Source organism: Amycolatopsis sp. NPDC003731, from assembly GCF_053586895.1.
In genome coordinates this window covers 1-13541 of sequence record NZ_JBSFNC010000201.1, presented here as the reverse complement: position 1 = coordinate 13541, position 13541 = coordinate 1, and the positions used below count along the sequence as shown (strand labels likewise).

General features: G+C 72.7%; 12 protein-coding genes. 9 read left to right on the top strand and 3 right to left on the bottom strand.

What is annotated here, in order from left to right; all coding sequences use genetic code 11:
• Positions 1-241 precede the first annotated feature (241 nt).
• Positions 242-1474: an ornithine--oxo-acid transaminase gene (gene rocD, locus ACWDN5_RS42960; protein WP_449680312.1), complete on the bottom strand. Its 1233-nt coding sequence runs from the start codon at positions 1472-1474 to the stop codon at positions 242-244.
• 144 nt (positions 1475-1618) lie between these two features.
• Between rocD and ACWDN5_RS42955 the strand changes: the two genes are divergently transcribed.
• Genes ACWDN5_RS42955 through ACWDN5_RS42935 form a run of 5 tightly spaced genes read left to right on the top strand, consistent with a single transcriptional unit; the run spans position 1619 to position 6336 of the window.
• Entirely contained in the window at positions 1619-1948 is a 330-nt protein-coding gene (locus ACWDN5_RS42955) for an ArsR/SmtB family transcription factor (RefSeq protein WP_310974956.1), read from the top strand.
• Positions 1945-2412 (top strand): SRPBCC family protein, encoded by a 468-nt coding sequence (locus ACWDN5_RS42950; RefSeq protein ID WP_449680311.1) that lies wholly within the window; start codon positions 1945-1947, stop codon positions 2410-2412. Before ACWDN5_RS42955 ends, ACWDN5_RS42950 begins: the two co-directional genes overlap by 4 nt.
• Before the next feature lie 17 nt (positions 2413-2429).
• The gene (locus tag ACWDN5_RS42945; protein WP_449680310.1) at positions 2430-3293 is read left to right on the top strand and encodes a PPK2 family polyphosphate kinase; all 864 of its coding nucleotides are present in this window, start codon (positions 2430-2432) and stop codon (positions 3291-3293) included.
• Positions 3290-5389, top strand: coding sequence for a prolyl oligopeptidase family serine peptidase (locus tag ACWDN5_RS42940; RefSeq protein WP_449680309.1), 2100 nt, complete (start codon positions 3290-3292; stop codon positions 5387-5389). Before ACWDN5_RS42945 ends, ACWDN5_RS42940 begins: the two co-directional genes overlap by 4 nt.
• Complete coding sequence (locus ACWDN5_RS42935; protein WP_310974960.1) at positions 5386-6336, top strand: LLM class F420-dependent oxidoreductase; 951 nt, start codon at positions 5386-5388, stop codon at positions 6334-6336. The genes ACWDN5_RS42940 and ACWDN5_RS42935 overlap by 4 nt, the downstream gene beginning before the upstream one ends.
• A gap of 256 nt (positions 6337-6592) precedes the next feature.
• Here the strand turns inward: ACWDN5_RS42935 and crcB are convergent, their stop codons facing one another.
• On the bottom strand, positions 6593-6967 hold the full coding sequence (gene crcB / locus ACWDN5_RS42930) for a fluoride efflux transporter CrcB (protein ID WP_449680308.1): 375 nt from the start codon (positions 6965-6967) through the stop codon (positions 6593-6595).
• Positions 6964-7371: a fluoride efflux transporter FluC gene (locus ACWDN5_RS42925; RefSeq protein ID WP_449680307.1), complete on the bottom strand. Its 408-nt coding sequence runs from the start codon at positions 7369-7371 to the stop codon at positions 6964-6966. Before ACWDN5_RS42925 ends, crcB begins: the two co-directional genes overlap by 4 nt.
• Positions 7372-7517: 146 nt before the next feature.
• Between ACWDN5_RS42925 and ACWDN5_RS42920 the strand changes: the two genes are divergently transcribed.
• Genes ACWDN5_RS42920 through ACWDN5_RS42905 form a run of 4 tightly spaced genes read left to right on the top strand, consistent with a single transcriptional unit; the run spans position 7518 to position 13403 of the window.
• Positions 7518-9101 (top strand): pyridoxal phosphate-dependent decarboxylase family protein, encoded by a 1584-nt coding sequence (locus ACWDN5_RS42920; RefSeq protein WP_449680306.1) that lies wholly within the window; start codon positions 7518-7520, stop codon positions 9099-9101.
• Entirely contained in the window at positions 9098-10375 is a 1278-nt protein-coding gene (locus ACWDN5_RS42915; RefSeq protein WP_449680305.1) for a lysine N(6)-hydroxylase/L-ornithine N(5)-oxygenase family protein, read from the top strand. The genes ACWDN5_RS42920 and ACWDN5_RS42915 overlap by 4 nt, the downstream gene beginning before the upstream one ends.
• Positions 10372-12102, top strand: a complete 1731-nt coding sequence (locus tag ACWDN5_RS42910; protein WP_449680304.1) for an IucA/IucC family protein — start codon at positions 10372-10374, stop codon at positions 12100-12102. Before ACWDN5_RS42915 ends, ACWDN5_RS42910 begins: the two co-directional genes overlap by 4 nt.
• Complete coding sequence (locus ACWDN5_RS42905) at positions 12099-13403, top strand: glutamine synthetase (RefSeq protein WP_449680303.1); 1305 nt, start codon at positions 12099-12101, stop codon at positions 13401-13403. Before ACWDN5_RS42910 ends, ACWDN5_RS42905 begins: the two co-directional genes overlap by 4 nt.
• Positions 13404-13541: the final 138 nt, after the last annotated feature.

Genomic DNA, 13541 nt, shown 5'->3' with positions numbered 1-13541 from the left:
TTTTTTTTCTTTGGTGGTATTTAGATATTTGGGGTTTTGGGGGTGTCGAAATTAATTTTTGGGGCCCGCCCGCGTCCCTTATTATTAAAACCCCGACATGGGGGGCGGGCCGCGGCGGACCAGGCGGGCCGCGGCGGGCGGGCGCTCCCCGGCCGCCGCGGTGTCCGGCAGGTCAGCCGAGGTGCGTGTGTTCCCGGACGCCGCCGGGGCGGGAGGCTCACCCGGCGGCGTCCGGGTGGTTTCAGGGGCGGATGACCTCGGCGATCGCGTCGATGCCGCGGTCGAGCTCCTCGCGGGTGATCACCAGCGGCGGGGCCACCCGCAGGGTGCGCTCGTGCGTCTCCTTGCACAGCACGCCCCGCGCCATCAGCGCCTCCGAGGCCGCCCGGCCCGACGGGCCGCCCGGGGCGATGTCGATGCCCGCCCACAGGCCGCGGCCGCGGACCTCCGACAGGCCGTGCCCGACCAGCTCGCCCAGCCGCGTGTGCAGGTGGGCGCCCAGTTCCGTCGCCCGCTGCTGGAACTCGCCCGTGCCCAGCAGGCGCACGACCGCCCGGCCGACCGCGCAGGCCAGCGGGTTGCCGCCGAACGTGGAACCGTGCTCGCCCGGCTTCAGGACGCCGAGGACCTCACGGCGGCCGGCCACCGCGGACACCGGCAGGATGCCGCCGCCGAGGGCCTTGCCCAGCGTGTAGACGTCGGCGCGGATGCCCTCGTGGTCCAGCGCCAGCACCGTGCCGGTGCGGGCCAGGCCGGACTGGATCTCGTCGGCGATCAGCAGCACGCCGTGCTCGTCGCAGGCCTGGCGGACGTCGGCGAAATACCCCTCCGGCGGCACGATGACGCCGGCCTCGCCCTGCACCGGCTCCAGCAGCACCGCCGCCGTGCGCGGGGTGATCGCGTCGCGCAGCGCGGCCGGGTCGCCGTACTTCACCGTGACGAAGCCCGGGGTGAACGGGCCGAAGTCGGCGCGGGCGGTCTCGTCGGTCGAGAACGAGACGATCGTGGTGGTCCGGCCGTGGAAGTTCGAACCGGCGACGATGATCTCCGCGGTGCCGTCCGGCACGCCCTTGACCCGGTGCGCCCACTTGCGGGCGATCTTGACCGCGGACTCGACGGCTTCGGCGCCGGAGTTCATCGGCAGCACCAGCTCGGTGCCGGTCAGCTCGGCCAGCTCGCGGCAGAACAGTCCCAGCTGGTCGTGGTGGAACGCCCGCGACGTAAGCGTGACGCGCCCGAGCTGCTCGACGGCGGCCGCGACCAGGTCCGGGTGGCGGTGGCCGAAGTTCAGGGCCGAGTAGCCGGAGAGGAAGTCGAGGTAGGACTTGCCCTCGACGTCGGTCACCGAGGCGCCGGAGGCTTCGGCGATCACGACGGGCAGCGGGTGGTAGTTGTGCGTGCTCCACCGCTCGTCGAGCTCGATGAAGCTCGCGGCGGTGGGGGCGGCGGTCTCCCGGCCGGCGAACGTCGTCATGTGTTCAGGTTAGAGGCAGCAGACGCAGACTTCAGCCGGTAATCGTTGCTTTCACCCGTTGTTCGTTGCGCAATATTGCGTTCACACCCCCGAAACACTGCGTGCCGGTTGACGGCCGCATCGGTAAGTCGTAACTTACGGTTCGTGGCGACTTACGGAAGCGACCAGCTGGCCGCCCTCGCCGACCCGTCGCGCCGCGCGATCTTCGAAGCGCTGCGGGACGGGCCGCGGGCGGTCGGCGAGCTGGCCGCGGACCTGCCGATCAGCCGCCCGGCCGTGTCCCAGCACCTGAAGGTCCTCAAGGAGGCCGGCCTGGTCACCGACCGGGCCGTCGGCACCAAGCGGCTCTACCGGCTGGAACCGGCCGGGATCGCCGCCCTGCGCGCCTGGCTCGACGGGATGTGGTCGGACGCGCTGAAGGCCTTCGCCGAGCTGGCGGAAGCAACCGAACCCCCCGAAGAGGAGCAGTCATGACCCTGGAACCGATCCGCCGGAGCGTCACCGTCGCGTGCTCGCGCGAACACGCGTTCAAGACCTACACCGAGGCCTTCGACAGCTGGTGGCCGCGGCAGCACCACATCGGCGCGGGCGACCTCGCCGAGGCGGTCCTGGAGCCGAAGCCGAGCGGCCGCTGGTACGAGCGCACGGTCGACGGCGCCGAGTGCCAGTGGGGCGAAGTCCTGGTCTGGGAGCCACCCGCCCGGGTGGTCCTGTCCTGGCGCATCGACGGCGACTGGAAGATCAACCCCGACCCGGCGTGCGCCAGCGAAATCGAGGTCAGATTCATCGAGGAGGGGCCGAAGTCGACCCGCGTCGAGCTGGAGCACCGGAACTTCGAGCGGCACGGCGAAACCGGTCCCAAGGTCCGCGAAGGCGTCTCGGGTGACGGCGGGCACGGCGCCCTGCTGGAACTCTTCGCCGGGAAAGCCGCCGCCTGAACGGGTACTTTCGGCGGATGGCCAAGAAGGACGACGGAAGCCGGGTCCGGGACGCGCTGCGCGTCGACGGCGCACTGCCGGACCCGGGCTCGGCCCCGGTGGGGCCCGGCAAGAAGGCGAAGGCCCTCGAGCGGCTCGGCGGCGCGGGTGAGCGGCTGTCCGCGCTGCAGGAGGCGCTCTACGCCGAGGGTGTCGGCGGCGGCACCCGCCGGGTGCTGCTCGTGCTCCAGGGCATGGACACCTCCGGCAAGGGCGGCACGGTTTCGCACGTGCTCGGCCTGGTGAACCCGATGGGCGTCCGGTACGCGGCGTTCAAGAAGCCCACCGCGGCCGAACGGCGGCACCACTACCTCTGGCGGATCCGCAAGCAGCTGCCCGCGGCCGGCCAGATCGGCGTCTTCGACCGCTCCCACTACGAGGACATCCTGGTCCCGCGCGTGTCCGGCCTGCTCACCGCGGCCGAACGGCGCCGCCGGTACGCCGAGATCAACGCGTTCGAAGCGGAGCTGGCCGAGGCGGGCACCACGGTGGTCAAGGTGTTCCTGCACATCTCGCCCGAGGAGCAGCTCAAGCGGCTCAAGGCCCGGCTCGTCACGCCCGAGAAGCGCTGGAAGTACAACCCCGGCGACCTGGAGGCGCGGTCGCACTGGACCGCCTACGAGAAGGCCTACGCCGACATCTTCGAGAAGACGCCGGGCTGGTACGCGGTGCCCGCCGACCACAAGTGGTACCGCAACTGGGCCGTCGCCGAACTGCTGATCGAGACCCTCGCCGACCTGAAGCCGGAGTTCCCGGCGCCGGATTACGACGTCGACGCGGAGCTGGCCAAGCTGAAGGGTGTTGGCGTCTCGCGTGAGGCGTCTGGAAGAGTGCGGGCGTGACCGATGTCGACGACCTCCCGTTCCTCCGCAAACAGGCCCGGACCCAGCGCTTCACCCTCGGCGCGCCGAAGGAGTTCCGGGTCGCCCCGGACGGCTCCCGCGTGCTGTTCCTGCGCGCGGAGTCGGGCACCGACCCCCGGCACAGCCTCTGGTCGGCCGACCTGGCGACTGGCGCCGAGACCAAGCTCGTCGACGCCGCCGAACTGCTGCCCGGCGAAGAGGAGCTGCCCGCCGAAGAGCGCGCGCGGCGCGAGCGGGCCCGCGAGACCGGCGGCGGCGTCGTGCACTACGGCGTCGACGCGGCCTTCACCGTCGCGGTGTTCTCGCTCTCGGGGAAGCTCTACACCCTGGACCTCGCTTCGGGCGAGGTGACGCTGCGCGTCGACGGTTCGGTCATCGACCCGCGGCCGAACCCCACCGGCACGCACGTCGCCTACGTCCAGAACCGGCGGCTGCACGTGCTGGAGCTGGCCACCGGCGACGACCGCGTGCTGGTCGAGGAGGACGGCGAGGACATCGCCTGGGGCCTCGCCGAGTTCATCGCCGCCGAGGAGATGGACCGCACCCGCGGCTACTGGTGGGCGCCGGACGGCCGCAGCATCCTGGCCGAGCGCTCCGACCGCGGCCCGGTCCCGCGCTGGACCATCGCCGACCCGGCCAACCCGCAGCACCCGGCGAACGTCGTCGCCTACCCGGCGGCGGGCACCACGAATGCGCTGGTGTCCCTCGCCGTGCTCGGCCTGGACGGCTCGCGCGTCGACGTCGAGCCGGGCGACTGGGAGTACCTGGCCTCGGTGCACTGGTCGGCCGGCGGCGCGCCGCTGCTCGCCGTGCAGCCGCGCGACCAGAAGCGGATGGACGTCCTCGCGGTGGACGTCGCCGACGGCTCGACGTCGGTGGTGCACAGCGCTTCCGACCAGCACTGGATCGACATTGTCGGCGGCGTCCCGGCCTGGACGCCCGACGGGCGCCTGGTCGTCGAGGGCATGGTCGACGGCGATCACCGGCTCTTCGTCGGCGGCGAGGCCGTCACCCCGGCCGGGCTGCAGCTGCGGGCCGTGCTCGACGTCGGCGACGAGATCCTGTTCAGCGCCTCCGAGGACGACCCGACGCAGATCCACGTCTTCCGCACCGAGGGCGCGTCGGTGCGCCGGCTGTCCACTGTGGACGGCGTGCACGTCGGCGCCGGAACCGCCGCGGTCACCGTGCTGTCGTCGTGGAGCCTGGAGTACAGCGGCCCCCGCGTGTCGGTGCTGCGGGACGGCGCGCCGGTCGCGACGATCACCTCGTCCACTGTGGACCCGGACATCGTGCCGAACCTGACCTGGCTGACCCTGGGCGAGCGGAACCTGCGTGCGGCGTTGCTGCTGCCGCGCGGGTACGAGCCGAGCGAGGGCAAGCTGCCGGTGCTGCTGGACCCGTACGGCGGGCCGCACGCGCAGCGCGTCCTGCAGAGCCGCAACGCGTTCCTGACGTCGCAGTGGCTGGCGGACCAGGGCTTCGCGGTGCTCGTCGCGGACGGCCGCGGCACGCCGGGCCGCGGGGCGGTGTGGGAGCGCGAGATCCACGGGCGCCTCGCCGACGTCACGCTGCAGGACCAGGTCGACGCGCTGCAGGCGGCGGCCGCTTCGTTCCCCGAGCTGGACGTGGAGCGGGTGGCGATCCGCGGCTGGTCCTACGGCGGCTACCTGTCGGCGCTGGCGGTGCTGCGCCGGCCGGACGTCTTCCACGCGGCGGTCGCGGGCGCGCCGGTGACCGACTGGTCGCTGTACGATACGCACTACACCGAGCGGTACCTCGGGAAGCCGCAGGACGAGGCCGAGAGCTACGCGCACAACTCGCTGATCGAGAGCGCGGGCGAGCTGAGCCGCGCGCTGCTGATCGTGCACGGCCTGGCCGACGACAACGTGTTCGTCGCGCACGCGCTGCGGCTGTCGTCGGCGCTGCTGGCGAAGGGCCGCCCGCACGTGTTCCTGCCGCTGGCGGGCGCGACCCACATGACACCGCAGGCCGAAGAGGTCGCGGAGAACCTGATGCGCACGCAGGTCGATTGGCTGCTGCGCGAGCTGTCCGCCGTCGAGAAGGAGACTGCATGAGCCGCTGGGGCCTGACGATTCCGCTGACCGGGGTGCCGCTGACGGCGCACCGCGAACTGGTCGAGCAGCTGCCGGACCTGGGCTACACCGACGCGTGGACGGCCGAGACGGCGGGCACCGACGCGTTCACGCCGCTGGTGCTGGCCTCGCAGTGGGCCCCGCAGCTGCGGCTGGGCACGGCGATCGTCCCGGTGTACACGCGCGGCCCCGGCCTGCTGGCGATGCAGGCGGCGACGGTCGCGGAGCTGGCCCCGGGCCGGTTCGTGCTCGGCATCGGCGCGTCCTCCCCGGTGATCGTCTCGGCCTGGAACGCGGCGTCCTTCGACGAGCCCTTCGCGCGTTCCCGGGACACGCTGCGGTTCCTGCGGTCGGCGCTGGCGGGGGAGAAGGTCAGCGAGAAGTACGACACGTTCGCGGTGTCGAAGTTCCGCTTGGAGCGCCCGGCGGACCCACCGCCGTCGATCATGCTGGCGGCGCTCCGCCCGGGCATGCTGAAGCTGGCGGCGCGCGAGGCGGACGGCGCGATCACGAACTGGCTGGCGGCTTCGGACGTCCCCCAGGTGCGGTCGGTGGTCGGCCCGGACGTCGAACTGGCCGCCCGCATCTTCGTCTGTCCCACGGAGGACGCCGACGCGGCCCGCGGCCTGGGCCGGATGCTGATCTCGAGCTACCTGACGGTGCCGGTGTACGCGGCGTTCCACGAGTGGCTGGGCCGCGGCGAGGCGCTGGCCCCGATGCACGAGGCCTGGGCGGCGGGGGACCGGCAGAAGGCGAACCAGGTGATCCCGGACGCGGTGGTGGACGAGCTGGTGATCCACGGCAGCGTGGAGTCGTGCCGCGAGCAGGTCCAGGCCTATGTGGACAACGGGCTGACGACGCCGATCATCGCCCTGCTGCCGACGGGCGGGGACCCGTTCGAGCAGGTGCGCGGGCTGGCGCCGCGCTGATATTGCGTTGCCTTCCTCCGGGGCCGGGTGTTCCCTGGCCCCGGAGGAGGGAGGATGCGCCCTGCCGCGCAGCAAGGCGTTCGCCCGCCGGGCGAACCGGGCGCGGGAAAGCCTCGCCCTGCGCGCGGCGACCGGTGCGCCCGGCGACGTTCGAGCCGAGGCGGCCGAGCTGCGCCTGCTGCGGAGCCGCCGCCGGGTGAAGCGCAAGTGGGCCGGCGCCACGCCGCGTCCAGCGGCGGATGCGGCGTCCGGACCGCTAAGCGAAGACGCCGGTGGCGAACAGCAGGCCGAGGGCGCCGGAGGCGAGCCCCGCGAGGATGGTGACGGCCACGTTCAGCACCGCGTACAGCCGCGTCTTCTCCAGGAACAGGCGGACCGTCTCGTACCCGAACGTCGAGAACGTCGTCAGGCCGCCGCAGAAGCCCACCGCCACCAGGGCGCGGACCGAGGACGGCTCCGCGCCGTGCAGGAGCCAGCCGCTCAGGAAGCCCAGGATGAACGAACCCACGACGTTCACCGTCAGCGTCCCGAACGGGAACGGCGAGTCGCGCCACTGCCGGACCTTCCAGTCGGTCAGGTAGCGCAGGATCGAGCCCGCCGCGCCACCGAGGGCCACCAGGACGAGCGTCACTCCGTCCGCCTCTTGGACACCGCGCGCGTGGCCGAGAGGCCGGCCGCGACCGCCGTCAAGCAGAGCACCACCGACGCCGCCACGTACAGCGCGGAACCCAGGAGCCGCCCGGTCGTCGCCGCGTCGAGGGTGTCGGTCACGAACGTCGAGAACGTCGTGAAGCCGCCGAGGATCCCGACGCCGAGGAACGGCCGGAGGAGGTGGTGGGGGCGCGCGGTGGTGGTCAGGACGGCCATCAGGACGCCGATGAGCAGGCAGCCGAGGACGTTGGTGAGCAGCGTGGCGACGGCGAACTCGCCGCGCGCGTGCGGGATCGCCACGGACAGGCCGTAGCGGGCGAGGCTGCCGAGCGCGCCGCCGGCACCGATCGCCGCCAGGACGTCCCACCGGGGCACGTTGATCACCTCCTCCTCGCGCCGAACCTACTCCCGATGGCCGACGCGTCGCCGCCACCCGGTCGAGCATGCTGGACGGGGCCGGATGACAGGCAGCCTTCGGTCGCCGTACTGTTGCTCAGCGTAGGCAAGGCAACCCTAAGGAAGGCGGGCACATGCGGGCAGACGGGCTGGCCGGAGGCCACGGCGGCGCGGACCGGCTCGGCGAGCTGATCCCGCTGGCCCTGCGCGCAATGGCGGCGGGGGTGGCCGAACGCGGCGGCCCGATCCCGGCCGGCGGCCCGGCGGCGGTGGCGGCGGCCCTGGTGGCAGAGCGTGGCGAGCCGGCTCCGGCGGCGGGGGACCGCGAGCCAGAGCTTGACGCGGTGCCCGGCGAGCACTCCGCGCCCGCGCTTCCGGCCGACGCTGCCCTCACCGAGCCGACCACCCCGGCCGCCCGGCCTCACCACGCCGGACCCACCCGAGCTGCCGGGGGTGGCTTCCTGCCTCGCCGGGGTGTCGGGGCCGAAGCCGCGCTCGAACAGCTCAGCCGGCTTCTCGCCGCCGGGTCCGCCGACCCGGCCGATCCCGCCTGTGCCGCCCACCTTCACTGCCCGCCGCTCGCTGTCTCCGTGGCCGCCGATGTCGTCGCCGGCTCCCTGAACCCCTCCATGGACTCCTGGGACCAAGCCCCCGTCGCCAGCGAGCTCGAGCGCGAATTCACCACCGGGATCGCCCGGCTCTGCTACCCCGAGGCCGACGACCCCGACGCCGTCGTCACCACCGGGGGCACCGAATCCAACCTCCTCGGCCTCCTCCTCGCCCGCGAAAACGGCGTCCTCCAAAGCGTCTGCGGCGCCAACGCCCACCACAGCGTCGCCCGCGCCGCCTGGCTGCTCGGCCTGCCCGCCCCGATCGTCGTCCCCTGCGACGGCGATCGGCTGCTCCCCGAGGCGCTCGACCAGGTCTTGACGCCCGGCTGCGTCGTCGTCGCCACCGCCGGGACCACCAACACCGGCACCCTCGACCCGCTGCCCGAAATCGCCGACATCTGCCACCGGCACAACGCCCGGCTGCACGTCGACGCGGCCTACGGCGGCATGGCCCTCTGCAGCGACACGCTCAAACCCAAGCTCGCCGGGCTGGACCGCGCCGATTCCGTGGCCCTCGACCTGCACAAGTTCGGCTGGCAGCCGGTCGCCGCCGGGCTGTTCGCCGCCCGCGAGGCCGCCGATCTCGGCGCGCTCACCGTCCGCGCCGAGTACCTCAACGCCGACGACGACACCGAAGCCGGCCTGCCGGACCTGCTCGGCCGCTCGATCCGGACGTCGCGCCGGCCGGACGCCTTCCGGATGGCCGTCACCGTGCACGCGCTCGGCACCGACGGCCTCGGCGCCCTCGTCGAACGCTGCTGCGCCCTCGCCACCGAGGTCGCCCGCCGCGTCGAGGACCACCCCGGCCTGCGGCTCTGGGGTCCGCCCGAACTGTCCACGGTGGTCCTGCGGCCGATCCTCGCCGACGAGGCGGGCGGTGACGAGCTCGTCGCGCGCGTTCGCCGGGCACTCCTGGAGGCCGGTACCGCCGTCATCGGCCGGGCCGCGCTGCCGACCGGGCCGGGCGGGACGAACCAGCTGTGGCTCAAGCTGACGCTGCTGCACCCGCACGCCACCGCCGGTGACTACCTCCCGCTGCTCGACCGGATCGTCGCCACCGCGGGTGCCGAGCTCGTCGCCGGCCGGGAAAGCCCGGTCGCTTCGTGAGGCGCCACCACCTCGCCGGGGTCGGGATCGGGCCGTTCAACCTCTCGCTCGCGGCCCTCGCCGCCGGAGTCGACGGCCTCGACGCCGTCTTCTTCGACACCCGTCCGGAGTTCCGCTGGCACCCCGGCCTGCTCGTCGAGGGCGCGACGCTGCAGGTGCCCTTCCTGGCCGACCTGGTCACGCTCGTCGACCCGACGAACCCGTTCTCCTTCCTCAACTACCTACGCGACCGCGACCGCCTGCTGCCGTTCTACTTCGCCGAACGGTTCCACATGCCGCGCGTCGAGTACGACGACTACGGCCGCTGGGCCGCCGCGCGGCTGCCGTCGTGCCACTTCGGGCACGAAGTGACCGGCATCCGCTGGGCCGGCGACGCCTTCGAGCTCACGATCGCCGGGCGCGAGCCGGTGCTCGCGGACAACGTCGTGCTCGGCGTCGGTTCGATCCCTTCGGTGCCCGAACCTCTCCGCGACCTCGTCGCCGATCCCGAAGTCCTGGCGGTGCACTCGGCCGATTACCTGACGCACCGGGACGAACTCCTCGCCGCCGAAAGCGTCACGGTCGTCGGCTCCGGGCAGTCGGGCGCCGAAGTCGTGCTCGACCTGTTGCGCGGCCGATCCACTGTGGACGGACTACGCTGGCTCGCCCGGACGCCCGCGTTCGCGCCCATGGAGTACTCGAAGCTCGGCCTCGAGCAGTTCACGCCGGACTACACCGCGTACTTCCACGGCCTGCCCGAAACCGTCCGCGACCGGCTGCTGCCCACGCAATGGCAGCTCTACAAGGGCATCGACACCGAAACGATCGGCGCGATCCACGACGAGCTCTACCGCCGCAGCATCACCGGCCCGCCCGGTGCCGTGCTGACCCCCGGCGTCGAAGTCGTCTCGGCGTCCACAGTGGACGGTGAGATCGCGCTCGGCGTCCGGCACGCGCACCAGGGCCGTGACGCCACCCTGCGCACCGCCGCCGTCGTCGCGGCCACCGGGTACGCGGAGGCGCCCACCGGGCCGCTGTTGACCGGGCTCGGCGACGCCGTCCGCCGCGACCGGCAGGGCCGCCTCGACGTCGGCGCCGACTACCGCGTCGCCCTCGACCTGCCGGGGTCGCTGTTCGTGCAGAACGCCGAACGGCACACCCACGGGCCCGGCGCGCCCGACCTCGGCCTCGGCGCCTGGCGGGCGGCCGTGATCCTCAACGCCGTGTGCGGCAAGACCGTGCACGAGCTGCCCGACCGCACCGCGTTCACCACGTTCGGCCTGGAGGACAAGTGACCCTGGACGAGGCGGCCGCCTGGCGCGCGGCCGGCGCGCTGATCACCCACAAGATGCTCGGCGAGCTGTCCTACGAGCACATGCTGGAGCCGGTCGCCGACGGCGACGCCTACCGGCTGGAGCTCCCGGACGCGGTTTACACGTTCCGGGCCCGGCGGGGCGCGTTCGACGCCTGGACGGTCGAGCCCGGCAGCGCGCGCCGCTCCGGCGAACCGGTCACCGACCCGCGCACGCTCGTCGTGGACGCCCGCGAAGTCCTCGGCCTGAGCGGGCTGCGGCTGGCCGACGTGCTCGCCGAGCTGACCTCGACGGTGGCCAACGAGGCCGCCCGCCTGCGCCGCGCGCCGACCGCGGCCGAGCTGTCCACCATGGACTACGACGTCGCGGACGGGCACCTCACCGGGCACCCGCGGCTCGTGCTCAACAAGGGGCGGGTCGGGTTCTCCGCGCGGGACCGGGCCCGGTACGCGCCCGAGGCGGGCAAAGACCTCCGGCTGCGCTGGTTCGCCGTCCACCCGGACCACGCCCAGTTCCGGTGCGTCGACGAGCTGAGCCGGGACGCGCTGCTGGCCGCCGAGCTCGGCGGACTGCGCGACGAGTTCGCCGCGAAGGCGCCCGAGGACTACGTCTGGGTGCCGGTGCACCCGTGGCAGGCCGACGAAATCCTCGGCACGCTCTACGCCGCCGAGCTCGCCACCGGTGTCGTCATCGACCTCGGGGAGAGCGCCGACGGCTACCGGCCGCACCAGACCGTCCGGACCCTGGCCAACGTGAGCACACCCGGCCGGCACGACGTCAAGACCGCGGTGTCGGTGCGGAACACGCTCGTCTACCGCGGGCTCAACTCCGCGGCCACGCTCGCCGGCCCGTCGGTGACGACCTGGCTGCGCCGGATCAGCGCCGCCGACCCGCTGCTCACGGAGCGGTACCGGTTCGGGCTGCTCGGCGAGGTCGCGAGCGTGTCGGTGCAGCACCCGCTGTTCGGGCACCTCGAGGAGCTGCCCTACCGGTTCCACGAGACCCTGGGCGCGCTGTGGCGCGAACCGATCCGGCTTGCCGAGGGGGAGCGGGCGCTTTCCTTCGCCGCGCTGCCTTACCGGGGTCCCGACGGCGTCTCCGTGCTCGCGCACCTGATCGGCGGCGGGGACGCGACGGCGTGGCTGACGCGGCTGTTCGACTTGCTGCTCACGCCGTTGCTGCAGTGGCTGCTGCGGCACGGTGTCGGGTTCTGCCCGCACGGCCAGAACCTCGTCCTGGTCGTCGACGCCGCCGGGGTCCCGCAGCGGGTGCTGATCAAGGACTTTGCCCAGGGCGTCGACCTGCTCGACGAGCAGCTCGGGAGCTACGAGTCGCTGCCGGCCGAGGCGGCCGCGGACATGCTGCGCTGGCCCGCGCACCTGCTGGCGCAGTCGCTGTTCAGCTCGGTGTTCTCCGGTCAGTTCCGGTTCTGGGCCGAGGTCCTGCTCGACGAACTCGGCCTGCCGCGGGCCGCGTTCTGGGCGCCCGTGCGGGAGATCGTCGGCCGCTACCGGGACGAGAACCCGGACGTGGCCGCGCGGTTCGACGCCTGCCGCCTGTTCGCCCCGGACGTCGAGCGCGTGACGCTCAACCGGGAGCACTTCGCCGGGCAGGGCTTCGACAAGGTGGAACGGGACGACGAGTTCGACGTCCGCTGGGGGCGGGTGCCGAACCCGCTGCACGCCCCGGATCCGGGCGGCGCGTGGTGACGGCGTTCGCGCGGCCGGTCGGTCCGCGGTCGCTCTCGGCCCGGCGTGCGGCGGCCGCGGCGGGGGAGGGCGTGCTGCGGGGTCTGCTCACCGAGGACGGTGCCCGGCTGCTGCTGCTGGTGCCCGATCCGCACGCCCGGTTCGCCGCTGTCGAGCTCGCCGCGCCGTTTGCCGCTTCGGTGCTCGACGACGGTTACGGCGTTTGCAGTTATGTGTTCGCGTGGACGCCGTCGCGGGATCCGCTGCCGGCGTCCGGGGTGCTCGGCGGGTACCTCGAAGGGTTCGGCGACCTGCGGGTGCGGCCGGACGCGGCTTCGGCGATCCCGCTGGGGGATCGGACCTGGGCCGTCGTGGGGGATGCCGAGTGGCCGTCCGGGGGTGTTGCGGAGCTGGCGCCACGGGAGGTGCTCCGTGCTCAGCTCACCGCGCTGGAGGGGCTGGGGCTGGTGCCTTCGGTCGGCATCGAGCACGAGGTCGTTTTCCGGGATGCTTCCGGGCCGCTCACCTCGCACGGGGTCGACTATGCGGTGGGCGGGACCGAACGGCTTGCGCCGCTGTTGCGTGATCTGCGGACCGCGTTGGACGATGCCGGGCTGGGCGTCGAGTCGGCGCGGGCCGAGTGTCACCCCGGGCAGTACGAGATCGTGCTGCGGCACCGGGACGCTCTTGCTGCCTGTGATGATGTCCTTCTGCAGCAGCTGATCGTGCGCCGGGTCGCTGCTCGGCACGGGGTCACTGCCGATTATCTGGCCGCTCCTGCGCCTGGGCAGGGGAACTCCGGGCACGTTCACCTGTCTTTGTCCGCCGTGGATGGGTCGGAGCCCGATCTGCTGGGTGGTTTTCTGGCCGGGGTGCTTCGGGATGCTCGGGCGCTGACTGCTGTTTGGGCGCCTACTTGGAACTCCTATGTCCGGTTGCGGACTGCTCCGTTCTCGCCGCGGGAGGTCCGGTGGGGGTATGACGATCGGACCGCCTCGGTTCGGGTGGCGGGGCCGGCTTCCGGGCCTCGGCTGGAGTTTCGGTTTGCCGGGGCCGATGCTCAGCCTCATCTGGTGGTTGCTGCTCTTCTGGCTGCTGGGCGGTTCGGGTTGGAAGAGGGTCTGGTGCCGCCGGAGCCTGGAGTTGTCGCCGGGTCTTTGGCTGGTTCGCCTTGGGAGGCTTTGTCTTCGCTTGATCGGGTGGGGGAATTGCTCGGGGCGGATGTTGCTGCGCTGCTGGGGGCTTTGCTGGGTGAGGAGATCGATGCCGGGTTGGGCGTGGTGACCGACTGGCAGCGGTCTCGAGGTGCTTTGCGGTCTTGATTCGCTCGTTCTCCGCCACCCCGAAGCCGTTATTGTGACTACGGACGGCGAACCTTTGTCAAGGCGGGAAAGCGTCCGACGGCGCCGAGGCGCGGGCGCTCGTGCCGGGGCTGGTCACCGAGACCCCCAAGGAAGTCG

Coding starts and splice junctions, on each gene's coding strand:
- ACWDN5_RS42935 (WP_310974960.1), top strand. CDS start 5,386: ATGAGCCGCTGGGGCCTGACGATTCCGCTGACCGGGGTGCCGCTGACG.
- rocD (WP_449680312.1), bottom strand. CDS start 1,474: ATGACGACGTTCGCCGGCCGGGAGACCGCCGCCCCCACCGCCGCGAGC.
- ACWDN5_RS42945 (WP_449680310.1), top strand. CDS start 2,430: ATGGCCAAGAAGGACGACGGAAGCCGGGTCCGGGACGCGCTGCGCGTC.
- ACWDN5_RS42950 (WP_449680311.1), top strand. CDS start 1,945: ATGACCCTGGAACCGATCCGCCGGAGCGTCACCGTCGCGTGCTCGCGC.
- ACWDN5_RS42920 (WP_449680306.1), top strand. CDS start 7,518: ATGCGGGCAGACGGGCTGGCCGGAGGCCACGGCGGCGCGGACCGGCTC.